The sequence below is a fragment of the Meiothermus sp. QL-1 genome (assembly GCF_003351145.1).
Lineage (GTDB): Bacteria > Deinococcota > Deinococci > Deinococcales > Thermaceae > Meiothermus.
This window is the reverse complement of the sequence record NZ_QQSV01000002.1, coordinates 127,698-148,684: the sequence shown is the minus strand read 5'-3', so window position 1 is coordinate 148,684 and position 20,987 is coordinate 127,698. Positions and strand designations below refer to the sequence as shown.

The 20,987-nt window shown below is 65.0% G+C and carries 24 protein-coding genes; 14 read left to right on the top strand and 10 right to left on the bottom strand.

What is annotated here, in order from left to right:
* Nucleotides 1–55 precede the first annotated feature (55 nt).
* Both DV704_RS03505 and DV704_RS03500 read left to right on the top strand, forming a co-directional pair.
* On the top strand, nucleotides 56–688 hold the full coding sequence (locus DV704_RS03505) for a CBS and ACT domain-containing protein (protein ID WP_114798184.1): 633 nt from the start codon (nucleotides 56–58) through the stop codon (nucleotides 686–688).
* A complete protein-coding gene (locus DV704_RS03500; RefSeq protein ID WP_114798183.1) occupies nucleotides 685–1,818 on the top strand; it encodes an acetoin utilization protein AcuC in 1,134 nt (377 codons plus the stop codon). The genes DV704_RS03505 and DV704_RS03500 overlap by 4 nt, the downstream gene beginning before the upstream one ends.
* Here DV704_RS03500 and prmC read toward each other — a convergent pair.
* The 7 genes from prmC to DV704_RS03465 form a co-directional block, all read right to left on the bottom strand.
* A complete protein-coding gene (gene prmC / locus DV704_RS03495) occupies nucleotides 1,806–2,612 on the bottom strand; it encodes a peptide chain release factor N(5)-glutamine methyltransferase (protein ID WP_114798418.1) in 807 nt (268 codons plus the stop codon). The two genes, DV704_RS03500 and prmC, sit on opposite strands and share 13 nt — an antisense overlap.
* A gap of 35 nt (nucleotides 2,613–2,647) precedes the next feature.
* Nucleotides 2,648–3,229 (bottom strand): R3H domain-containing nucleic acid-binding protein, encoded by a 582-nt coding sequence (locus DV704_RS03490; protein ID WP_114798182.1) that lies wholly within the window; start codon nucleotides 3,227–3,229, stop codon nucleotides 2,648–2,650.
* Between the two features lie 60 nt (nucleotides 3,230–3,289).
* Nucleotides 3,290–4,663, bottom strand: coding sequence for a YidC/Oxa1 family membrane protein insertase (locus tag DV704_RS03485; protein ID WP_114798181.1), 1,374 nt, complete (start codon nucleotides 4,661–4,663; stop codon nucleotides 3,290–3,292).
* On the bottom strand, nucleotides 4,660–4,932 hold the full coding sequence (gene yidD / locus DV704_RS03480; RefSeq protein ID WP_233498224.1) for a membrane protein insertion efficiency factor YidD: 273 nt from the start codon (nucleotides 4,930–4,932) through the stop codon (nucleotides 4,660–4,662). Before yidD ends, DV704_RS03485 begins: the two co-directional genes overlap by 4 nt.
* 7 nt (nucleotides 4,933–4,939) lie before the next feature.
* Entirely contained in the window at nucleotides 4,940–5,272 is a 333-nt protein-coding gene (gene rnpA / locus DV704_RS03475; protein WP_114798180.1) for a ribonuclease P protein component, read from the bottom strand.
* A gap of 46 nt (nucleotides 5,273–5,318) precedes the next feature.
* Nucleotides 5,319–5,477 carry a 50S ribosomal protein L34 gene (gene rpmH, locus DV704_RS03470; protein WP_114798179.1) on the bottom strand — a complete coding sequence of 53 codons (159 nt, stop codon included), beginning with the start codon at nucleotides 5,475–5,477 and terminating at the stop codon, nucleotides 5,319–5,321.
* 79 nt (nucleotides 5,478–5,556) lie between these two features.
* Nucleotides 5,557–6,561 carry a tagatose 1,6-diphosphate aldolase gene (locus DV704_RS03465; RefSeq protein WP_114798178.1) on the bottom strand — a complete coding sequence of 335 codons (1,005 nt, stop codon included), beginning with the start codon at nucleotides 6,559–6,561 and terminating at the stop codon, nucleotides 5,557–5,559.
* 82 nt (nucleotides 6,562–6,643) lie between these two features.
* Here DV704_RS03465 and DV704_RS03460 point away from each other — a divergent pair, with 82 nt between their 5' ends.
* Complete coding sequence (locus DV704_RS03460; protein ID WP_114798177.1) at nucleotides 6,644–8,506, top strand: phosphoenolpyruvate carboxykinase (GTP); 1,863 nt, start codon at nucleotides 6,644–6,646, stop codon at nucleotides 8,504–8,506.
* Between the two features lie 72 nt (nucleotides 8,507–8,578).
* Here the strand turns inward: DV704_RS03460 and DV704_RS03455 are convergent, their stop codons facing one another.
* Nucleotides 8,579–9,751 carry a PQQ-binding-like beta-propeller repeat protein gene (locus DV704_RS03455; protein ID WP_114798176.1) on the bottom strand — a complete coding sequence of 391 codons (1,173 nt, stop codon included), beginning with the start codon at nucleotides 9,749–9,751 and terminating at the stop codon, nucleotides 8,579–8,581.
* A 167-nt stretch (nucleotides 9,752–9,918) separates the two neighbouring features.
* On the opposite strand from DV704_RS03455, the gene DV704_RS03450 reads away from it, so the two are divergent.
* From DV704_RS03450 to DV704_RS03420, 7 genes are all read left to right on the top strand, one after another.
* On the top strand, nucleotides 9,919–10,242 hold the full coding sequence (locus tag DV704_RS03450) for a hypothetical protein (RefSeq protein ID WP_158539594.1): 324 nt from the start codon (nucleotides 9,919–9,921) through the stop codon (nucleotides 10,240–10,242).
* 84 nt (nucleotides 10,243–10,326) lie between these two features.
* The gene (locus DV704_RS03445) at nucleotides 10,327–11,727 is read left to right on the top strand and encodes a cytochrome c (protein WP_114798174.1); all 1,401 of its coding nucleotides are present in this window, start codon (nucleotides 10,327–10,329) and stop codon (nucleotides 11,725–11,727) included.
* Nucleotides 11,728–11,802: 75 nt separating this feature from the next.
* Entirely contained in the window at nucleotides 11,803–12,933 is a 1,131-nt protein-coding gene (locus DV704_RS03440) for a hypothetical protein (protein ID WP_199489929.1), read from the top strand.
* Between the two features lie 15 nt (nucleotides 12,934–12,948).
* Nucleotides 12,949–13,167, top strand: a complete 219-nt coding sequence (locus tag DV704_RS03435) for a LuxR C-terminal-related transcriptional regulator (protein WP_114798172.1) — start codon at nucleotides 12,949–12,951, stop codon at nucleotides 13,165–13,167.
* Between the two features lie 59 nt (nucleotides 13,168–13,226).
* Entirely contained in the window at nucleotides 13,227–14,723 is a 1,497-nt protein-coding gene (locus DV704_RS03430; protein WP_158539593.1) for an ABC transporter substrate-binding protein, read from the top strand.
* A complete protein-coding gene (locus tag DV704_RS03425; protein ID WP_114798170.1) occupies nucleotides 14,723–15,640 on the top strand; it encodes an ABC transporter permease in 918 nt (305 codons plus the stop codon). The genes DV704_RS03430 and DV704_RS03425 overlap by 1 nt, the downstream gene beginning before the upstream one ends.
* The gene (locus tag DV704_RS03420; RefSeq protein WP_114798169.1) at nucleotides 15,606–16,472 is read left to right on the top strand and encodes an ABC transporter permease; all 867 of its coding nucleotides are present in this window, start codon (nucleotides 15,606–15,608) and stop codon (nucleotides 16,470–16,472) included. The genes DV704_RS03425 and DV704_RS03420 overlap by 35 nt, the downstream gene beginning before the upstream one ends.
* Here the strand turns inward: DV704_RS03420 and DV704_RS03415 are convergent.
* Entirely contained in the window at nucleotides 16,469–17,986 is a 1,518-nt protein-coding gene (locus tag DV704_RS03415; protein WP_114798168.1) for a CoA-acylating methylmalonate-semialdehyde dehydrogenase, read from the bottom strand. The genes DV704_RS03420 and DV704_RS03415 overlap by 4 nt on opposite strands.
* 112 nt (nucleotides 17,987–18,098) lie before the next feature.
* Here DV704_RS03415 and DV704_RS03410 point away from each other — a divergent pair, with 112 nt between their 5' ends.
* Nucleotides 18,099–19,055: a nitroreductase family protein gene (locus DV704_RS03410; protein WP_114798167.1), complete on the top strand. Its 957-nt coding sequence runs from the start codon at nucleotides 18,099–18,101 to the stop codon at nucleotides 19,053–19,055.
* Here the strand turns inward: DV704_RS03410 and DV704_RS03405 are convergent.
* Nucleotides 19,020–19,298, bottom strand: coding sequence for a hypothetical protein (locus tag DV704_RS03405; protein ID WP_114798166.1), 279 nt, complete (start codon nucleotides 19,296–19,298; stop codon nucleotides 19,020–19,022). The two genes, DV704_RS03410 and DV704_RS03405, sit on opposite strands and share 36 nt — an antisense overlap.
* A 108-nt stretch (nucleotides 19,299–19,406) precedes the next feature.
* Between DV704_RS03405 and DV704_RS03400 the strand changes: the two genes are divergently transcribed.
* Genes DV704_RS03400 through DV704_RS03390 form a run of 3 tightly spaced genes read left to right on the top strand, consistent with a single transcriptional unit; the run spans nucleotide 19,407 to nucleotide 20,977 of the window.
* Nucleotides 19,407–19,799 (top strand): helix-turn-helix domain-containing protein, encoded by a 393-nt coding sequence (locus DV704_RS03400; RefSeq protein WP_114798165.1) that lies wholly within the window; start codon nucleotides 19,407–19,409, stop codon nucleotides 19,797–19,799.
* Between the two features lie 3 nt (nucleotides 19,800–19,802).
* Complete coding sequence (locus tag DV704_RS03395) at nucleotides 19,803–20,240, top strand: GyrI-like domain-containing protein (protein ID WP_114798164.1); 438 nt, start codon at nucleotides 19,803–19,805, stop codon at nucleotides 20,238–20,240.
* An 8-nt stretch (nucleotides 20,241–20,248) separates the two neighbouring features.
* Nucleotides 20,249–20,977: an ImmA/IrrE family metallo-endopeptidase gene (locus tag DV704_RS03390; protein WP_114798163.1), complete on the top strand. Its 729-nt coding sequence runs from the start codon at nucleotides 20,249–20,251 to the stop codon at nucleotides 20,975–20,977.
* Nucleotides 20,978–20,987: the final 10 nt, after the last annotated feature.

Genomic DNA, 20,987 nt, shown 5'->3' with positions numbered 1-20,987 from the left:
AATATACCCCTCCTCACCCCAGCCAGCCAGGCCCCGGTGCCTTAGACTGGAGGCAATGCTGGTCAAAGACGTCATGAACAGCCCAGTGCTGACGGTGGAGGGCCAGGTGAGCCTCGAGGCCGCCTACCACCAGATGCTAAGGCACAACATCCGGCACATCCCGGTGGTGGAGGCAGGCCGGCTGGTGGGCATGATCACCGACCGGGACATCCGGCTGGCCACCAGCCCCTTTGCCCCCGAGGGGGCCCGGCCCGTCCAGACCCCGGTGAGGGAGGTCATGAGCCGGCCGGTGCTGACCGCCGATCCCCTTGACCCGGTCGAGGAAGCCGCGCGGATCATGCGCGAACGCAAGATCGGGGCGCTGCCGGTGGTGGAGGAAGGAAGGGTGGTGGGCATCGTCACCGGTATCGACCTGCTAGATGCCCTGCTGCGCCTGACCGGGGTGCAGAAGCCCAGCGGCCGGCTCGAGGTCGCCCTGGACGACCGGCCCGGAGAGCTGGCCCGGCTCTGCACCGCCATAGCGCAGAAAAACATCAACATCCACTCCCTGCTCACCTACCCCATGGGAAAGGAGCAGGTCAACAGCGTGGTGCGGGTGGACACCCCGGAGACCCGGCGGCTGGCCCAGGCCCTGCGGCAGCAGGGCTTTAGGGTACACTGGCCCCCGGAGATTCCAGGCAAGCCATGATCCCGGTGGTCTACAGCCCCCACTACCTCGAGTACGACTTCGGCCCCCAACACCCCTTCAGCCCCCTGCGGCTGGAGATGCTGCTCGATCTGTTGGTCCAGCTCGGCCCTCCTCCGTCCCTCTACACCCCTCAGCAGGCCACCCGCGAGGAGGTGCGCACGGTGCACCTGGAGTCTTATGTGCGCCGGGTAGAGGCCGCGAGCCGGGGGGAGGACTCCCCCAGCTTTGAGTACTACGGCCTGGGCACCGCCGACACCCCCATCTTCCTCGGCATGGACGAGGCCGCCCGCTGGCTTGTGGGGGGCACCCTGAGCGCGGCCCGGCTGGTGGCTGGGGGTCAGGCCAAGGAGGTCTTGCAGCTTGGGGGGGGGCTGCACCACGCCCAGAAGGACCTGGCTGCGGGCTTCTGCGTCTACAACGACCTCTCGGTGGCCATCCGCTACCTCACCGGCCAGGGCCTGCGGGTGGCCTACGTGGACATCGACGTCCACCACGGCGATGGAGTCCAGTGGATCCACTACGACGAGGCCGAGGTGCTGACCTTCTCCATCCACGAGTCCGGCCGCTACCTCTATCCCGGCACCGGACACACCCACGAGATCGGCAAGGCCTCCGGGACCGGACGCAAGCTGAACGTCCCCCTGGAACCCTTCACCGAGGACGCTTCCTACCTGGAGGTTTTGCAGATGGGGCTGGAACCGGCTTTGCGTTGGTTCCAACCCGATGTGATGGTCATCCAGTGCGGGGCCGACGCCCACTACCAAGACCCTCTGGCCGAACTTCTCCTCACCACCCGGGCCTACGCGCGGGTCTTCACCCTGCTGCGGCAGTACGCATCTGCCTTTGCCGGGGGCCGGGCCATCTACACCCTGGGCGGGGGGTACAGCCTGGACGCCGCCAGCCGGGTCTGGGCCCTTCTGTACCTCACCCTGCAGGGCCTGCCCTGGCCCGACCACCTGCCCGAGCCCTGGTTGGAGCGCTGGGGCAGCCGGCTCGGCCAATTCCTGACCCACACCCTGCACGACCCCGAGCAGCCCTACCCGGAGATTCCCCGCAAGGCCGAGATCGAGCGGCGCAACCGTCAGGCGGTAGAACGGCTGCTGGAATCGGTCCGGCCCTACTGGAAGTAGGGCCGCCGCCCCAGCAGGTAGCGAGGACGCCCGACCAGGTCGGGCCGCACCTCCAGCCCCTCCCAGCCCAGGGCCGCGGCCTCATCCCGCAGGATATGGATGTTCTCGGGGGCCAGCTCCAGCATAAATCGCCCCCCAGGCCGCAGGGCCCCCCAGGCCTCCCCCAGCAGGGCCCGGGCCACCCCCAGCCCCTCCGGCCCCGCGTACAAAGCCGCCTCGTCCTCGTAGGCCAGCTCAGGAGGGGCCTCCTTGCGGTAGCCCTCGGGCAGGTAGGGGGGGTTGGAGACCACCAGGTCCAGCCCCCTCAGCCCTGCCGTCAGGGAAGCCAGTAAAAAGACGACCTCGAGCCCCCAGCGCCTGGCATTCCTCTGGGCCAGCCGTATGGCCCTAGGGTTTATGTCGGTAGCCCAGACCCGCAGCTCAGGACGCCTGGCCTTGAGGGCCAAAGCGATGGCCCCGCTGCCGGTCCCCACGTCCAGCACCCAGGCCGAGCAACCCGGGGACAGAGCGTGAAGGGCCAGCTCCACCAGCCCCTCGGTCTCGGGCCGGGGGATGAGCACCCCCGGCTCCACCCAAAGCTCAAGACCATAAAACTCCGTCTGCCCCAGAATAAGCTGCAGCGGACAGCCCCCCAGCCGCCTATCCAACAGGGCTTGGGCCCGCTCGGCCACGCCCTCGGGCACCGGCCTTCCCAGCAGACTCAAAAGCTCCTCCAGGTCCAGCCCCGCAGCGTGGGCCAGCAGCCAGCGCGCCTCCAGGGGGGGCTTTCCCCCTGCCCCAAGCCGCCGCTCCATGTCCCGCAGAAGCGCCAGGTAGGTCGCCGGCACACCTACTCCGAGGGGGTGCGGGGCAGCACCACCACGTGCCGCGCCTCCCCTTCCCCCACCGAGGTGGTGGTCACCTTAGGGTGCTGCTTGAGCAGGACGTGGACCATCCGTCGCTCGCTGGGCCGCATGGGCGGCAGCTCCACCGGCTCGCCGCTCATCTCCACCCTGATGGCCGCCTCGTTGGCCAGACGCTTGATGCGCTCCTCATTGCGGCGGCGGTAGCCGCCCGCGTCCAGCAGCACCCGGTAGGCCGGACCGCAGTGCTTGGCCATGACCACATTGACAAGGAACTCCAGGCTCTGCAGGGTCTTCCCCTCACGGCCAATCACCCGACCCACATCCCCCCCCACGATCTCCACCCGGAACAGGTTTCCCTGCTGCTCTATCTCCACCGAGTAGGCGGGGTTCAGGCGAAGCAGAAGCCCCACCATGAAGTGCTCGAGGAAGCTCCGCGGGTCCTCCTGGCGCGCCGGGGCCACCAAGGGAGCCTCTCCCCCTTCTTTCAGCACGACCTCGGGGGCTGTTTCGTCCTCTATCCCCAGGTCGGACAAAAGATCGTCAAGGCCACGCTTTTTTTCGTCCATAACCTTTAGCTTACCAAAGGAAAACCCCCCGACCTGCGGGCCGGGGGTGAGGGCTTACCTCTAGCCCTTGGCCGGAGCCAGCGGCAGGCCGAGCTGCTTGTTGATGAGCCACTGCTGCCCTACCCCAATGGCCGTGGAGAGCAGCCAGTACAGGGTAACGCCGGCCGGGAAACTGAAGAGGATGAAGGCGAAAATAAGGTTGATGAGGATGCCCTGGCGAAGGGCATCCTTGTTGCCTGCCGCGGAGAGCCAGGTAGAGACCAAAAGCACCAGGATGTAGAGGAAGGGGAGGATGTAGAGGGGGTCGGGCAGGGCCAGGTCACGGATCCAGAGAAAGCCCTGGCCAAACTCGTAGCCCACCATGACCTTGTACATCAGAAACAGGATGGGCATCTGCAGCAGGATGGGGAAGCAGCCCCCCAGAGGGTTGATGCGGTGCTCCTGGTAAAGCTTCATCAGCTCTTCCTGCTGCTTTTGCTTGTCATCCTTGTACTTCTCCTGGATTTTTTTGACCAAAGGCTGGATCTTTTGCATCTCAGCCATGCTCTTGAACTGCTGGTGCATCAGGGGCCACATTAAGAGCCGGATGACCACGGTCACGATGATGATGGCCAGGATCCAGCTCCCCCCCGCCAGCCGGTGGGCCTGCTCCAACGCCCAAACTAAGCCCAGCGAGATCTGGCCCCAGATGTTGGGCTCGAAGACCCCAGGAAGCTGGTAGAACCCCTCCACATGCAGCCGCACCAGCTCGTTGAGCCCCCCATAGACCTTCAGGTTGAACTTCCCCTCTGGCAGGCTGACCTCGGCTATCCCTGCCCCGCCCAGTTGGGTCATGGTGATGGGCACCGGCCGCTCTGGGCGCAAGAACATAGCAAAGCCGGCACCCTTCTGGGTCTGCCACCCCACGTAGACCGCAGGTCCCTGACCGGCGTTGATGGGCTGGAGGTTGCCCTGACCAAGCCACTTGGTAATAGGGGTGTCGGTTCCCCCGATGCCGGTCCAGATGAGCTTCCTGGGGGTGGAGCTATCCACCTCTATGTCCACGGTGAGGAAACGGGGGTGGATGATGTAGGTAAGACGGGTGGCTCCATCGGTGAAGGTGGCGATGAAGTCGGCCTCAGGGTCGGCTGGGTCGCGCCGGGTGAACTCAAAAGCGGTGGGCACGAAGCCCTCGAGGGTCCCTGGGGGGGTCTGACCGGCCTTGACCAGGTTGGGAGCGCGGTCGTAGTTGCCCCGGAAGTCGGTGGCGCGGGCGGTTTTGATGTACCATCCTACAATCTGGCCCTGAGTGTTGAAGGCCACATCGGCCAGGTTGGTCACGGCCACCTTCTCAGGCCTGCCATCCTTATCGATGTCCACCTCCCGCCACTCCGGGGTAAGGGCAAGCGCCGGCATCAAGGCGAACAGGGCCAAACTCGTCCAGAACCATTTCATTCCTGCTCCTTTGTTCTCAGGCGAATCCTGGGCCGCTCCTTGGGCACGTAATCCAGCCCCCCAGGGTGCAGCGGGTGGCACTTTAGGATGCGCCGCAGGCTCAGGTAGAGCCCCCAAAAAGGACCGTGGCGCTCCAACGCCTCCAGGGCATACTGGCTGCAGGTAGGGTAGAAGCGGCAGGTGGGGGGTTTCAGGGGCGACAGGTAGCGCCGGTAAAAGCGCACCCCGGCCATGAGCAGCCGGTTGAGCATCGCCGCCAGCCTTCCCATACCCGTGTTATTGTACCAGCCCGCTCTTCTTTAGAGCATGGCCTAGGTCGCGCAGTAAATCCCAGTAGGAGGCCTCCACCGCCTCGGGCTGCACCCAGATCACCATCTCCGAAGGGGGAAGGTGCATCCGGCGCAGAATCTCCCGCAGGCGACGGCGGATCTTGTTGCGCACGGTAGCCTTCTTGGAAACCTTGCTCGAGACCACAATCCCCACCCGCACCGGGTTGATGGCGGTGGGGCGCAGGGGCAGCCAGCGCAACACCAGGTACTTACCGCGCCCCGTCCTCCCTCCCCGCAGGCGCTGGAAGGCCTTTTCACCTTTGAGCGAAGAGAAGGGCATCTACAAAAAAGCTCCCCCGCGGGGAGCCTCCGCCAACCCCCAGGGGTTAGCGCTTGAGCTGGGGCTCGCTGCTGACGGTGAGCTTGTAGCGGCCTTTGGCGCGGCGGCGGGCCAGCACCTTGCGGCCGCCGGCGGTCCTCATGCGGGCGCGAAAACCGTGGGTTTTGGCCCGCTTGCGCTTATTGGGCTGCCAAGTGCGTTTCATCGGCTTCCTCCCTGAAGTACTGCCGGGCCAGGCCAGGCAACCCTAAGAGTTTAGCACAACCCAAAAAAGGGGAAAAGCCTCAGGCCAGCGCCGCCTCAGGACTGCCGTAAAGCGTCCACCAGGGCTTGGCCCCTTTGGCCAGCACCTCGTTGAGCATCTGGATGTTCCTCACCCCCTGGTCCGAAAGCCAGTCCTCCAGCGCAGCCAGGCCCTGCTTGGCGTAGACCGGGATGCCATCCTGCCAGGTTGCCCGCCCACAGAGCACCCCGCTGTAGGGCACCCCAGCCTCGGCGGCCATCTCCAAGGACTCGCGGAAGACCGCATCGCTCACCCCAGCCGAAAGGTAGATGAAGGGCTTACCGGCCGCGCTGGCCGCATCCTTCAGGAACTGCAGGGCCTGCTGGCGGGTGTAGGCCGCCTCGCCCTTGAAGCCCAGGGTGCCGCTGGTGTAGGCGATGTTGAAGGGGAACTCCACCTTGAGCACGTCCACCCCGTAGCGCTCCTTGGAAAACTCCTCCATGTACTTGGCCACATAGCGGGGCTTGACCTTGGCCATCTCCAGACCCTCGCCGAGGGCCTCGTTGTAGGCGATGGGCTCGAGGAAAAAGGGCATCTCCAGGGCTGCGCACTCTGCCCCCACCCGCTCCACAAAGGCGTGCTTGATGGCGTTGATCTTGGGATCGTCCTCGGGGTTGTAGTAGAGGAGGATCTTCACCGCATCGCCCCCCAGCTCCTGGATGCGCCGCACACTGAGCTCGGGCAGTAGATCGGGTAGCCGTCCCGGCACACTGGCGTCGTAGCCCGACTTCTCGTAGGCCAACAGAACCCCGGTACGGGGGGCCTTGTGCTGCAGGGCCGGCAGGCCGTACTCGGTGTCGATAAGGATGGCCGAGGCGTAGGGGGTTAGGATTTTCACCACCGCGGTCTTGAACTCGGTGAGCTCAGCATCGCTTACCTCGGCCCCCTTGGCCCTGGCGATAGCCTTGCGCAGCGAACCGCGCTGGTCCATGGCCGCTGCAGCAATCACACCTTTCTCGTCGGCACAGGCCTGCAGGCGCTTGAACTTACCCTGGCTCAGGCTCATGGTTTCACCACCCTAGAGTCTACCCCATTCCCGCCACGGCGTCTGGGCAACTGCTGGACCAGCTATTAGAGTGTAATGCGACATGCAAAGCCTCGAGTTCCCCCCCTACATCCGGAACCCGCGGGTCAGGCAGTGGATTGCTGAGGCCGTAGCCCTCTGCAAGCCCGACCGGGTGCACTTTTGCGATGGCTCGGAGGAGGAGTACCACGCCCTGTGTGAGCAGCTTGTGCAGGCCGGCACCTTCATCCGACTAAACCCCAAACTTCGCCCCAACAGTTTTCTGGCCCGCTCCGACCCTTCGGACGTGGCGCGGGTGGAGGACCGCACCTTCATCTGCTCCCTGAACAAGGAGGACGCCGGCCCCACCAACAACTGGGTCAACCCCAAGGAGATGAAGGCTACCCTCCTGAGCCTCTTCGACGGGTGCATGCGGGGCCGCACCATGTACGTGGTGCCCTTCAGCATGGGCCCTCTAGGCTCGCCCATCAGCTACATCGGCATTGAGCTCACCGACTCGGCCTATGTGGTGGTCAACATGCGCATCATGACCCGCATGGGCAAGGCGGTCTATGAGGTGCTGGGCGAGGACGGCGACTTCGTGCCCTGCATACACAGCGTGGGCATGCCCCTAAAGCCCGGCCAGAAGGATGTGCCCTGGCCTTGCAACCCCAAGGTCAAGTACATCGTGCACTTCCCCGAAGAGCGCAGCATCTGGAGCTACGGCTCGGGCTACGGGGGCAACGCCCTGCTGGGCAAGAAGGCCCTGGCCCTGCGCATCGCCAGCGTAATCGGGCGGGACGAGGGCTGGCTGGCCGAGCACATGCTCATCCTGGGGGTAAAGGACCCCCGGGGCCAGAAAACCTACGTGGCGGCGGCCTTTCCCTCAGCCTGTGGCAAGACCAACTTCGCCATGCTCATCCCGCCCAAGCCCTTTTTAGAGGAAGGTTGGCGGGTGACCACCGTGGGCGACGACATCGCCTGGATTAAGCCGGGCCCTGATGGGCGGCTTTACGCCATCAACCCCGAGGCCGGCTACTTCGGGGTGGCCCCTGGGACCTCCTACGCCACCAACCCCAACGCCATGGAGGCCATCCGGGCCAACACCATCTTCACCAATGTGGCCCTGACCCCCGAGGGCGATGTGTGGTGGGAGGGGATGGATGGGCCCCCTCCGGAACGGGCCATCGACTGGCAGGGCCAGGAGTGGACACCCGGATGCGGCCGCAAAGCCGCCCACCCCAACGCCCGCTTCACCGCCCCGGCGCACCAAAACCCGGCCATCGACCCCGAGTGGGAGAACCCCAAGGGGGTGCCCATCAAGGCCTTCATCTTCGGGGGGCGCCGGGCCAGCGTGGTGCCCCTCGTTTACCAGAGCTTCAACTGGTCGTTTGGGGTCTATCTGGGCGCCACCATGGGCTCCGAGATGACCGCCGCCGCCTTCGGACAGATTGGCGAGGTGCGCCGCGACCCCTTCGCCATGCTGCCCTTCATCGGCTACCACATGGCCAGCTACTTCAACCACTGGTTGGATATCGGGCGAAAGGTGGTGGACCCCCCGCGCATCTTTAGCGTGAACTGGTTCCGCAAGGATAAGGACGGCAACTACCTCTGGCCGGGCTACGGCGAGAACATGCGGGTCCTCAAGTGGATTGTGGAACGGGCCAACGGGCGGGGCTACGCCACCGAGAGCCCCTTGGGCTATGTGCCCCGATACGAGGACATAGACTGGAGGGGGCTCGAGTTCAGCAAGGAGCAATTCCAGGAGCTGATGGCCATCGACCGAGACCTGTGGCTGAAGGAGATCCTCTCCCACGAGGAGCTTTTCATCAAGCTCTACACCCGCATGCCCAAGGAGTTTCTGGCCATGCGCGAGATTCTGATCTCCAACCTCTGGCGCTCGCCCGAGCACTGGGATGTGGGAGGGGAAACCCGGGCCGGCGAGTAGGCGGGGCAAGCCTTCTGAAAATGGCCCTGCCGGCCCCCCACCCTAAGTGGGGGGTTAGAAAAGGCCTACTAGCTACGGACCTTTGAGCAAGACCAGCCGGGTGGGGCTCCCACCTGTGCGCAGATACTGCCGCACCCAACCCCGCTGCGAATCTACCACCGCTACCAATCCCTGCTGGGGCAGGCTCACGAAAACCAGGCCCTTCTCCGGCCAAGGCGCTATATCGGGGTAGATGGCCCCCCCGGTGGTCTCATCCGTCGTGGGAAAAGGGCGGCCCACGCGGATCTCCTGGACCAGCTGGCCTTGACGGGCCTCGCGCATCTGCAGGCGGCCGTCGCTGAGAAGAAGATAGAGCCGCTCGCCATCGCTCTTCGCCCGAATCAGGCTGCCCCCCAACGGTATCGGTGTTAGGCTTGGGGCGCGAGGATCCAAGTGCTGAAGGTGCTGAACCGCATCGGAGTAGCCGAAAAAGCCACCTTTGCCCCTTAAAAAAGCCCCTATGCGCTCCTGCACGGGGTAGCGCAAGCGAACAAGCTCGCGCCCAGCCTCGGTTACCAGCAGGTCCTTGGCGCAGGCAAAAAAGCTCCGCCCTGTCTCCGGGTCAAACGCCTCACCATGCTCCACAGGACAGGCAAAGCGGGCCTTTTCCTCCCGCATAGCGGCGTCAAACAGGATGACCTGGCCCTTGCGCAGCAGGGTCAGATAGGTGCCCTCAGGGGCTTCCACGATGTGGTAGTGGTCAGGGCTTGGCAGGGCGATCTTCTCTGGCTCGAAGGCGGCCTCCGGCCTCAGAGCCTCCTCACTGAAGCGCAGGGCTACCCCTTCGCGTTCCTCCAGGAATAGGAGCTGTCCCCCCAGGGTGTAGGCGTGGGCTCCGTGGCCGATGTTCCAACCCCTACCCACAAGCAGGCTCTTGGCAACGACTGGTCGGCTCCAGCGCGCCTTCTCCTTTCCCGTCCACACCACGGTAAGCCACTGCCGGTCGGTGTCCCGGCCGCGGGAGACTACCAGAAAGCGCTCTGAAGGGGTGACGACCAGGCTCATGCCCTTTGGCGGTAGGCTGAGCTCCGCCACCCTCTTCCCTGTGGGTAGGTCAAAGGCTAGCAGGCGGCTGCGCTCCTCTCCGTTGTCCAGAACGAAGAGTCGCGCCTCGAGCTGGTAGGCCTCGGGCCGCTCGGGCACCGGTTGGTGTGCCAGGGCCAGACTTAGGGCCGATACGAGGAGCATCCAAGGCAAGATTTTCATCTCGATATTCCCTCCTAGTCAATATTGATAAATCAATATCTTTTACGCTGCAAGCAAAGTATGTGCCTGTCTTAGCGGGACAATTGTCCGTGGCCTTGCCGCCTACGATTTCTGCTGAGAAACGTGTGAACCCAATGAGCACACCCTCCGCCCAACGCCTGGCTCCCTTGCTCGTCCTTTCCCTGCTGGTGGTCTCGCTCGAGCTGGGGCTGCGGGGGGTGCTGATGTACACCCCTCCGGGGTTGGTAGGGACAGAGGCCTTGGAGCGCTTCAACCGGGCGAACGCCTGCACCCCCAACCCCCAAGACGAAAAAAGCGGACCGGCAGAGCACGGGCCGCTCTGCTTCGTACACCTGCTGCCCGCAGAGGGGTTGGCCCCCGCCCAAGGCCGCTTCGCGAACCTCCGGTTTGTCAAGCGCCTAGTGGTGGCCCAAGCCCCGGTAAAACCAGCCTTTGCCCAAAGAGTAGCGGCCCGAGCCCCCCCGGCCTAGGCCTCGATTGCCAAAGCTCAGATCGGCTCGGAGGCCCAGAGGCCTCCGAGCCTCGGCCCTAGGTCCAATGAAAGGAGGTTCAACGTGTTTCCCATCTGGGAAGGGGTGTGGGTACACTCCGCCATGTTCATCGCCATCATCTCGGCCTTCCACGTGCTGGCCTCGCACATCACGGTAGCGGCTGGCTGGTTCAATCTCTTCCTCGAGCGCAAGGCTGTTTACGAAAACCGCCCTGAGCTCTACGCCTACCTCAAGAGGAGCGCACTGGGCCTTCTGGTCTTCGCCTATGTGTTTGGCGCCATGGCTGGGGTGGGTATCTGGCAAAGCACCACCGCAGCCAACCCACGAGGCATCTCGGCCCTGATCCACAACTTCGTGCTGTACTGGGGGGCTGAGTGGTACATGTTCCTAATCGACGTAGTAGGCATTATCGCTTACTACTACACCTTTGGCCGGGTCAGCCCCAGAACCCACCTCAAGATCGCCTGGCTCCTGGCCCTCGGCGGCACCGGCACCCTCGCCATTATCGTTGGGATTCTCTCCTTCAAGCTAACCCCTGGGAATTGGCTACAAAGCGGGCTCAGCCTGGAGGGCTTCTACAACCCTACCTTCTGGCCCCAGCTCTTTATGCGCTTCTTCCTGATGTTCACCATCACCGGAGCCTGGGCACTTTTGATCGCCAGCCTGATGCCCAAAAACTTCCCTGAGCGGGAGCGTATTATCCGCTACGCCGCAGCCTTCGGCCTCCTGGGCTTGGTCCTGGCCCTCATTGTCTTCACCACCTGGTACTACCCCGCCTTGCCTGAACACGCTAGGGCGATCCTATTCACTCCGGCCATCCCTAGCCCCACCTTTGCGGTCATACAGGGGGGGTTGATACTCACCGCACTGGGACTCATCTTTGCCCTGAGCGCTCCCAAGCTCCAGCACCCGCTCATAGCTCTAGGCGCGATGGGCGTGCTCTTCGCCGCCATATTCGGAGCAGAGCGTACCCGCGAGGTCATGCGCAAGCCAGACATAATCCATGGCTATATGTCCTCCAACCAGCTTGTGATGACCGACGTACCTGCAAAAGGCATCCGGGCGGAAGAGCAGCCTCTCCACGAAAGGGGCATGATGAAGAACCTGCCCTTCCTCCAACTGCCCGAAGCCAGCTCGCTTGTTGGAACACAGCCTGTTGCCCGTGAACATCAGCTGGAGGTAGGCCGCCTTCTCACCCTCCAACAGTGCTCGGCCTGCCACTCCGTCAGTCCCCAGACTTCCCTCCAAATCGGAGAAAAACGGCTCGAGCTTCGCTCTCTGGCTCGCCTGCTCGAAGCGCGCAACCAAACCACCCAAGCAAGCATCGCGGCCTACCTGGGGGCCATCGGGGGCTTTCCCTACATGCATCCCTTCGTGGGCACCGAAGCGGAACGCCAGGCCATGGCCGCTTATCTGGCCTGGCTGGTCAGCGAGCGCAGGGGTATGGAACAGGCCCGGAGGTGAGCGGTGGAACTCGGTGAGATGCTCAGGATGATGCGGGATCCAATCGGATCCCCTATCGCACCCGTTGCCGCGCAGGTGTTGCTGGTGGCAACCTTCGTGCTCCACATCTTCTTCGTAACCCTGGCGCTGGGTACCTCGGGGCTGAGCCTTTTCGGCTTCTGGTGGAAAAAAGGCAACTGGCCCACCCTGGCCCGCCTCGCAGCCCGCGTTACCCCCAACGCGGTGGGGCTTGGGATCGTAACCGGGATTGCCCCCCTGCTATTCATTCAGGTCATCTACGACCCTGCGTGGTACACAGCCAATACCCTTACCGGCTTCTGGTCGGTAGCGTTCATCTTCGTGGTGATGGGGGGGTACAGCCTGGCCTACCTTTTCTACCTGAAGGGCAGCCCGGAAGGACGGCTTTTGTGGGCAGCGGCGTTTTCCCTGGCTCTCCTCTTCTTCGCGGGCTGGATCATGCACGTGCTGGCCAGCGTCTCCATCTACCCGGAAAAATGGCTGCAATGGTATGCCCCAGGAGGGGCGGTGGACACCCGTGGCATGCATTTCCACGCGTACAACCTGCCCCGGCTAACCCTTCTGCTCCCCATCCAGGCCCTGCTCTCCCTCGCCACGGTGCTGATGCTCCTGGCCTGGTACTTCCGCAAACGGGAGGACTTCGACCGCAGCTTCCTGGACTGGGTAGCCAGCTTAGGCCGGCGGATTGCCCTCTGGGTGGTACCCCTCTTCTGGCTCGCGGGAATGGGCTGGGCCGCAACTCAGGGACGGTACTTCGATCTGCATGGTCCCATGGAGATATGGTTTACCTTGCTGGCGCTGGGGCTCTTCCTCTTCTACCGCAGCCTCAGGAATCCAGCCCTGCAAGCCCCACAGGCCCTTGGGGTCTGGCTGGTGGCCCTGCTCAACGTGGGCATCATGCGCGAGCTGGTGCGGGCGGCCTCGCTCGAGCGCTTCGGCTACCGGGTGGCTGAATATCCCTGGCAACTCGACTGGGGCGGGGTAACGATCTTCGTTCTGACCACTTTGGTGGGGGTCACGGTGCTGGCCTTCCTGGTGGGGGTACTCTACGCCTCAGGAAGTAAAAAAGAGGGTGTGGAGGTCTCCCCGGCGCTGGAACGCTTGGGCAGCGTGGCGGTGGGCATGCTAGGGGCCTGGTTTGGCTTCTTCCTGCTGCTCGGGGTTTACACCGTGATTTTCCTCAGGTAGCCCAAAGGAGCGGGTATGCCCCAGCGCAAGCGAAACCTCATAACCCCTACCGAGCGGCGGGTGCTCGAAGGCGTCGCTCTGGGCCACACCAACCGGCAGATCGCCATGGCCCTGGCCATCTCCCCCCACACGGTAAGCGCCCACCGCAGCCGGGTGATGCGCAAGCTGGGCCTGAGCAGCCCGGCAGAGCTCCAGCGCTTCGCTAAGGGGTACTTGCGCCTGACCAGGAGCTGAACAGCCGCGGGTAAATTCCCTGTGCTAGGGCCACACAACGGCCCGAAGAGGGACTTATGATGCGGCTGACAGTCTTCTTGCTCACCCTCCTGAGCTGGGTGCTGGCCCAGGGCCCCTCAGGCCAGCTCACGGTTGCTTTAGCCAACGACCCCAAGAGCCTATTCATGCCACGAGCTGCCGACCGCACCGCCAGCAACGTAGCCGCACAGATTTACAACACCCTGGTGGCCGTAGATGATCAGGGCCGGATCGTGCCCGAGCTGGCCACCCGCTGGAGCATCTCGGCGGACGGGCGGGAGTACACCTTTACCCTGCGCACCGGGGTCAAGTTCCACAATGGCGAGGACTTCGACGCGCGCAGCGTGGTGGCCACTTGGGAAACCGGTCGGGACAAGTCCAACGACTACGCCGGCAACTTCAGCCTGGTCAAAGAGGTGCGGGTCCTGAACCCCACCACGGTCACCCTGGTTCTGGAGAAGCCCAACGCCCTCTTCCTGAACCTGCTGGCCAACGCCTGGGCGCTGGTGCCCCCAGGCTATATAAAACAGGTCGGTCTGGACGGTTTTTCCGCCCGCCCGGTAGGTACCGGACCCTTCCGCTTTGTAAGCCGCAGCGCGGACCGAATTGTGCTGGAGGCCAACCCCAACTACTGGGAGCCGGGCCTGCCCAGGGTGCAGCGGGTAGTCTTCCGGGTAATCCCCGACGCTACCACCCGGGTGGCTGCGGTGCGAACCGGTGAGATCGACATCGCCAATCGGCTCACCCCCGACCTGGTGGCCCAGCTGCGGGGCAACAACCGGGTACGGATCGTAAGCTACCCCAACGACCGGGTCTACTACGTAGGCTTCAAGAACATCGGCGCGGGCAAGGGCACGCCGCTGGAGAACCGCCTGGTGCGGCAGGCCCTGAACTACGCAGTCAACCGCCCGGGTATCGTGCAGGCCATCTTCAACGGCCAGGCCCGACTGGTCTCGGGTTTTGTACTGCCAGGAAACCTGGGCTACGACGAAAGCCTGAAGCCCTACCCTTACGACCCCGAGCAGGCCAAAAAGCTTTTGGCCGCCGCCGGCTTCGAGAAGGGCTTCAGCCTCAGCATGGGCTGCCCTGCCGACGCCTACGTGCACATCAACGAGGTTTGCCTTTCCATTCAACGCGACCTGGCCCGGGTGGGGATCGACCTCACACTGGAGTTCAAGACCTCCTCTGCTTACTGGAGCCAGGAACGCTACGGCGCGGTGGGGGCCATGTACGTGGACAGCTGGTCATCCACGGTGGGCGAGGCCCTGCCCCGGCTGCAAGGCGCCCTGACCCCGGGGGCTTACTACAACACCTGGGAGGACGCGGAGCTAGGCCGCCTGATCGAACAGATCGCCACCACCACCGACCGCACGGCCCGGGCAGCCCTGTACCGTCAGCTCCAGCGGCGCATGTACGAGGACCCGCCCTTCATCTACCTCTACCAACCGGTCATTTTTGAGGCGGTGAACGTGCGGGTGCAGGGCTACAAGCCCCGCAGCGCTGAAGAGTACTTCCTTAAGGGTGTCAGCGTCCGCTAGTGCTGCGCTATCTCGTCTCTCGAGGCCTGCAAGCGCTCCTGCTAATGGCAGGGGCGCTGGTGTTGGTCTTCTTCTTGGTGCGGCTCACCGGCGACCCATTGGCCCTGATGCTACCCAAGGAAGCCGATGCAGAGCAGCGGGCTGCCTTCCGCGCCGCCATGGGCCTTGACCAGCCGCTCTGGCTGCAATTTGCCCAGTATCTGCGAGGCGTTTTGGAAGGGGACCTGGGCCATTCGCTGAGGAACCAGCGGCCCAACCTAGAGCTCATCCTGGAGCGGCTGCCAGCCACCCTCGAGCTGGCCCTGGCCGCCTTTGCCTTCATCCTGCTGGTAGCTCTGCCGCTCGGGCTGCTGGCCGGTCTGAACCCCGGCGGCCTGCTCGACCGGCTGGCCCTGGGCCTGGCCTTTGCCGCCCAGGTGGTGCCCAGCTTCTGGCTGGCCATGCTGCTCATCCTGTGGTTCGCGGTGGAGCTGGGCTGGTTTCCCTCCTTCGGCCGCGACAGCCCGCTCTCGCTGGTACTGCCTGCGGTGGCCTTGGGCTTTAGCGGCCTCGGACAGATGCTCAGGCTGGTCCGCACCGCAGCTTTGGAAGCCCGCCGTGCCGACTACCTCCGCACCGCCCGGGCCAAAGGCTTGAGCCCCGCCCGGATTACCTGGCACCACCTGCTGCCCAACCTGGCCATCCCCATCGTCAGCGTGGCCAGCTTGCAGCTTACCTACCTGCTGGGGGGTTCCATCTACATCGAAACCATCTTCGCTTGGCCGGGGCTGGGCAGCTTACTCAACACCGCCATCCAGGACGCCGACTTTCCCCTGGTCCAGGCCATTACCCTCTTCATCGCCTTCTTCGTAATTCTGCTGCAGCTTCTTGCCGATCTCGCCTATGCCTGGCTCGACCCCCGCATCCAGCACAGCTAGAAAGCGCCTGCGTTCCACCGACCTAGGGGGGCTGGTAGGCGGCGGCCTACTGCTTTTGCTGGTCCTCACCGCCCTTCTGGCCCCCTGGCTGGCCCCCCACGGGCCCAACGAGGGCGACCTGCTCCAGGCCAAGCGTCCACCCTTCTGGCTCGAGGGCGGCAGCCTGGAGTACCCCTTGGGCACTGACCCGCTGGGCCAGGATCTGCTAAGCCGGCTCATCTACGGCACGCGGGTCTCGCTCACGGTGGGCTTCTTCGGGGTGCTCCTGGCGGCCAGCCTAGGCACCCTGCTGGGTCTTTTGGCCGGCTACTTCGGCGGCCGGGTAGACGCCCTGTTCACCGCACTCAACAACCTGCTTCTCTCCGTGCCCTACCTGGTGCTGGTCACGGTGCTGGCCGCGGTGCTAGGGCGGAGCCTGTTCAACGTGGTCCTGCTCTTTGGCGTGACCGGCTCCCCGGTCTTCTACCGGCTGGTGCGGGGCGAAACCCTGCGCATCCGCGCACTACCCTATGTGGAGGCAGCCCAGAGCCTGGGGGGTAGCGACGCGCACATCCTGTGGCGCCACGTCCTGCCCAACCTGGCCGGGCCTCTTCTCACCCTGGCCAGCTTCGAGATGTCGGCCATGATCTTCTACGAGGCAGGACTCGGCTTCCTGGGTCTGAGCGTGCCCCCCGAGGTACCGAGCTGGGGCAACATGCTGGCCTTGGGGCGGCAGTTCCTGGCAGTCTACCCCTGGATGGCCGTCTTCCCCGGCGCGGCCATTGCCCTCACCGCTTTGAGCATGAACCTGCTCGGGGAGTGGCTGCGCAGCCGGGTGGCCGGCAGAAACTAGCGCACCTGGGGGAAGCCCAGGTCTACCTTGGAGGTGGCGGGGTCGGGCCAGCGGCTGGTGACCACCTTGGCCCGGGTGTAGAACTGCACCCCTTCGGGGCCGTACATGTGCAGGTCACCAAACAGGCTGGCCTTCCAGCCGCCGAAGCTGTAGTAGGCTACCGGGACCGGAATCGGTACGTTGATGCCCACCATGCCCGCCTCCACATCGAACTGGAACTGCCGAGCAGCCCCCCCATCGCGGGTGAAGATGGCCGCACCGTTGCCGTAGGGATGCTCGTTGATGAGGCGGACCGCCTCCTCGTAGGTCTTGACCCGCACCACCGAGAGCACCGGACCGAAAATCTCCTCGTCGTAGCATTTCATGCCGGGCTTCACATGGTCCAGAAGGCTCACCCCCAGGAAGAAGCCCTCGCGCCGGGCCACCGGGTCCTCCCGGCCATCCACCACCACCACGGCCCCCTCCTTGGGGGCGTTTTCAATGTAGGCGGCCACCCGGTCGCGGTGCTCGCGGGTCACCAGGGGGCCCATCTCCACCCCCTCCTCCAGGCCCGGCCCTACCTTGATCCTGGGCAGGCGCTCCCGAATGGCGGCTACCAGCGCCTCCGCGGTGGCCTCGCCCACCGCCACCACCACCGATATGGCCATGCAGCGCTCGCCAGCCGAACCATAGGCGGCGCTCACCGCTGCATCAGCAGCCATGGCGATATCGGCGTCGGGGAGGACCACCATATGGTTCTTGGCCCCGCCCAGCGCCTGAACCCGCTTGCCGTGCTTGGTGCCGGTCTCGTAGATGTAGCGGGCAACAGGGGTGGAGCCCACAAAGCTGATGGCCTTCACATCGGGATGCTCCAGCAGGCGGTCCACCGCCACCCTATCGCCCTGCACCACATTGAAGACCCCATCGGGCAGGCCTGCCTGCTGCAGCAGCTCGGCCAGGAAGAGGCTTGGGGAAGGATCCTTCTCCGAGGGCTTGAGCACGAAGGTATTGCCGCAGGCAATGGCGTTGGCCAACATCCAGAGGGGCACCATGGCCGGAAAGTTGAAGGGTGTGATACCGGCCACCACCCCAAGGGGCTGGCGGATCTGGTAGACGTCAACGCCCCGGCTTGCCTGCTCGGAAAAGCCGCCTTTGAGGAGGTGGGGAATGCCGGTGGCGAACTCCACGTTTTCCAAACCCCGCGCCACCTCGCCCAGGGCGTCGGAGAGAGTCTTGCCGTGCTCGAGCACAATCATCTCCGCCAGCTTGCGCCGGTTCTGGTCCAGAAGCTCGCGAAATTTGAACATGACCTCCGCCCGGCGGGAAAGGGGGGTCTGGCGCCAGCTTTTGTAGGCCTCCTTCGCCACCGCCACGGCCTGGTCTACCTCCTCCACCGAGGCGAAGTCCACCACCGCCTGCTTCTCGCCGGTGGCGGGGTTCCAAACGACCCCGCTCCGGCCCGAGCGGCCCTCCACCCGCTGTCCACCAATCCAGTGGGTGACGCGCTTTAGGCTTACCTGAGGCTCTTTGAGCATACCAACCTCCTTTGGCAGTTGGGTCTATGGTAGGCCGAGGAAAACCGGGTTGCAACGGACAAAGTGTCCAAAAGCAAGCTCAGAAGGGGGAGGCTTGGGTAGGCTCTACCGCATGGACGAGCTCCTTGCCCTATACCAGCGCCGGGCCAGCGTGCGCAAGTTCAAGCCGGAGCCCCTGCGGGAAGGGGACCTAGAGAAGCTGCTGTTTGCCGCCCAGCGAGCGCCCACCGACGCCACCGCCCAGCTCTACAGCCTGTTGCGGATAAGCGACCCGGCCCTCAGGCGAGCCGTCTCCGCCCATTCCGGCAACAACCCGCACATTGAGACCTGCGCCGAGTTCTTCCTAATCCTGGCCGACACCCACCGCCTGCGACGGCTGGTGGAGCACCGAGGGGGGAGATTTGGCCGCTGGCCCCGCACTGCGCTCCACTTCGCCATCACCGACGCGGTGCTGGCGGGAAGCGCCCTGGCCACCATGGCCGAGAGCCTGGGCTACGGCATCGTCTGGGTTGGAGGGGTGCTGAACGGCATCGAGGAAATCGCCCGGCTGTGCGGCCTGCCCCCCGGGGTGGTGCCGGTGGCGGGCCTCTGCGTGGGGGTACCGGACGAGACCCCCCCACCCCGGCCGCGCCTACCCCGGCACCTGGTGGTCCACGAGAACCGCTACCAGGACTACGCCCCAGAAGCCCTGGAAGAAGGCTACGAAGCCATGGCCCCCATTGCCCGCGGCGGCGACTGGTACCGGCTGCTGGCCCACTACTTCACCCAGGGCGGCACCATGGAGCAGCGAGAACCGGCCTACCGCCGCCTCACCGCCCGGCAGGGATTCGAGCCCGACCTGCCGGGCGAGCTTGCGCAGCTCCTGGCCGAACGAGGCCTGCCGGCAGGCTCGCTGGGCGAGCTGATTCAAGCCGCCTTTGCCCAGGGCTTCCACAACCTCACCTTTCGCCCGGGGCATATTCGGGTGGAGAGAGGGGCCGAGGTTTACCAGGGGGAAGGCCCCCCTGGGGAAGCCCTGGCCAGAGCCCTCCTGCTAGCCTGCAGCGGGCAGGCTCGTGCGGCAGAGTAGCCGGGCCAATCGAGCCTCGGGGTAGTAGGTCTGGCGGTAGAGGACCACGGCCTCGAGCCAGGCCTGGGCCAGGGGCCGGGCCGAAGGCCGCAGGCGGGGCAGCGCCCTTCCCAGCTCCCGCTCCAGCGCGTAGAGCCCCACCGCCCCCTGGCGGTTGTCCAGCTCGATGAGGGTGTTCAGCACCTCGCTGGGGTGGGCCCGGCCCCGGCCGATGCTCCTCCAGACTTTTTCGGCAGAGCTCATAACACCTCCACTTTTTATGATTTTAGCATAATCAGTCTGCATAAGGCTATGCACCATCCCACGCATTACGCCTTGACCGAACAGGAGCCTTATGCTAGGGTCAGAAGCATGACACTGGCCGAACGCCTGCGCGAGCTGCGCACCCAGCGGGGCTGGCGCCTGAAAGACCTGTCCCAGCACAGCGGCCTCTCGGTGCCCTACCTGTCCGATCTCGAGCGGGGCCGCACCAACCCCTCTCTGGACACCCTGCAGACCCTGGCCGCCGCCTACAACCTCACCGTGAACGACCTCCTGGCCCCGGTTGACTTTTACGGCGAGCGCACCGAGGCCGCCCTGCCCAAGGGCCTGGCCGAGCTGGTGGCCGACCCCCTGCTTGGCCCCGAGATTACCCCGGAGTGGCAGCGAACCCTTGCGCGCATCGAGCTAAGGGGCAAGCGCCCGGAGTCCAAGCGCGACTGGTACGAGATATACCTGCACCTCAAGCGGGTGCTCGAGGGCTGAGGGGTGGAGCGCCCAATCCCTACCCGCGAGTCCGGCTTCATGGTAGCGGGCTACGAGGCCCAGGGCCAGCAGGCCCGGCAGGAGCTTTGGGTGCACATCGAAAGCGGGGCCTTAGAACAGCTCTTGCCCAAGCGGATGGCCCGGGGTAAGCCCTTCGTGGTCTACCACAGCTACGGCCCTGAGGGGAGCTGCGCAGTGCTCGTGGGCTACCAGGTGCGGGGGCCCGAGGACGCCCCGGAGGGGCTATCGCTGCTCAACATTCCCTCCGGGCACTACTTGATGTTTACCGCCGAGGGGCCCCAGCCCCACTCGGCCTGGCGAGCCTGGGAAGAAATCCGAGCCTACTTCGCCCAGCCCCGTGCGCCAGCCCGGGCCTACACCTTCGACTTCGAGGTCCACGAGAACAGCCAGCGGGCCTCGATCTTCGTGGCGGTTCGCTAGGAGGAGGCTTGGAGCTGCGCCAACGGGTGCTCGAGCTGGCCCGGGCCTACCGCAGGGCCCAGGCTCCCCTGACCCCGCAGCGGCTGGCTGAAGGGGTGGGGCTTCGGCTCGTCTACAGCTCCCTCTCGGAGGGGCGCTTTGGCCTGGTGCTGGCAGAAAAAAACCTGGTGCTGATAGACCCCCAAAGCCCGGCCCGGCGCCAGCGCTTCACCCTAGCCCACGAGGTCATGCACCTTCTGATTCAGCAAGACGAGGAGCTGCTCTCCGCGCTGCACGAAGCGCACGCAGGCCAGGGGCTGGAGCGTGCCCTGGAGGCTTTGTGCAACCTGGGCGCGGCGGAGATGCTGCTGCCAGCGGAGGTGGTGAGGATGGCCCTGGCCCACCAGGGCCCGCACCCTAGGCTCATCCCCCAGCTCGCCGAGCAACACCAGGTCTCGGAAGAGGTGGTGGTCATCGCCCTGGCCGAGCACGCCCCCCAGCCCATCATCGCGCTGGTGGCGGGGGGGCAACCCCTGAGGGTCTACTTCAGCGCCCAGCACCCCCTCATTCCCCAGCGCCTTCCGCGGGGGGCTGGCTTCCGGCGCGACGACCCCCTGGTGGTGGCGCTGGAGACCGGGCTGCCCCAGCGCGCCACCGCGCACCTGCCCAATCACCCCCAGCCCTACCGGGTGGAGGCCTATCCCAAGGGGGGGAGGGTCTATGCGGTCTACACGGCACCTTTTTGCCAGAAGGACTGACGTAGCCTGA

Excerpts from the sequence above, each read along its gene's own strand:
- DV704_RS03505 (WP_114798184.1), top strand. The coding sequence starts at position 56 with ATGCTGGTCAAAGACGTCATGAACAGCCCAGTGCTGACGGTGGAGGGC.
- DV704_RS03500 (WP_114798183.1), top strand. The coding sequence starts at position 685 with ATGATCCCGGTGGTCTACAGCCCCCACTACCTCGAGTACGACTTCGGC.
- prmC (WP_114798418.1), bottom strand. The coding sequence starts at position 2,612 with ATGGAGCGGCGGCTTGGGGCAGGGGGAAAGCCCCCCCTGGAGGCGCGC.
- DV704_RS03490 (WP_114798182.1), bottom strand. The coding sequence starts at position 3,229 with ATGGACGAAAAAAAGCGTGGCCTTGACGATCTTTTGTCCGACCTGGGG.
- DV704_RS03485 (WP_114798181.1), bottom strand. The coding sequence starts at position 4,663 with ATGAAATGGTTCTGGACGAGTTTGGCCCTGTTCGCCTTGATGCCGGCG.
- yidD (WP_233498224.1), bottom strand. The coding sequence starts at position 4,932 with ATGGGAAGGCTGGCGGCGATGCTCAACCGGCTGCTCATGGCCGGGGTG.
- rnpA (WP_114798180.1), bottom strand. The coding sequence starts at position 5,272 with ATGCCCTTCTCTTCGCTCAAAGGTGAAAAGGCCTTCCAGCGCCTGCGG.
- rpmH (WP_114798179.1), bottom strand. The coding sequence starts at position 5,477 with ATGAAACGCACTTGGCAGCCCAATAAGCGCAAGCGGGCCAAAACCCAC.
- DV704_RS03465 (WP_114798178.1), bottom strand. The coding sequence starts at position 6,561 with ATGAGCCTGAGCCAGGGTAAGTTCAAGCGCCTGCAGGCCTGTGCCGAC.
- DV704_RS03460 (WP_114798177.1), top strand. The coding sequence starts at position 6,644 with ATGCAAAGCCTCGAGTTCCCCCCCTACATCCGGAACCCGCGGGTCAGG.
- DV704_RS03455 (WP_114798176.1), bottom strand. The coding sequence starts at position 9,751 with ATGAAAATCTTGCCTTGGATGCTCCTCGTATCGGCCCTAAGTCTGGCC.
- DV704_RS03435 (WP_114798172.1), top strand. The coding sequence starts at position 12,949 with ATGCCCCAGCGCAAGCGAAACCTCATAACCCCTACCGAGCGGCGGGTG.
- DV704_RS03430 (WP_158539593.1), top strand. The coding sequence starts at position 13,227 with ATGCGGCTGACAGTCTTCTTGCTCACCCTCCTGAGCTGGGTGCTGGCC.
- DV704_RS03420 (WP_114798169.1), top strand. The coding sequence starts at position 15,606 with ATGCCTGGCTCGACCCCCGCATCCAGCACAGCTAGAAAGCGCCTGCGT.
- DV704_RS03415 (WP_114798168.1), bottom strand. The coding sequence starts at position 17,986 with ATGCTCAAAGAGCCTCAGGTAAGCCTAAAGCGCGTCACCCACTGGATT.
- DV704_RS03410 (WP_114798167.1), top strand. The coding sequence starts at position 18,099 with ATGGACGAGCTCCTTGCCCTATACCAGCGCCGGGCCAGCGTGCGCAAG.
- DV704_RS03405 (WP_114798166.1), bottom strand. The coding sequence starts at position 19,298 with ATGAGCTCTGCCGAAAAAGTCTGGAGGAGCATCGGCCGGGGCCGGGCC.
- DV704_RS03400 (WP_114798165.1), top strand. The coding sequence starts at position 19,407 with ATGACACTGGCCGAACGCCTGCGCGAGCTGCGCACCCAGCGGGGCTGG.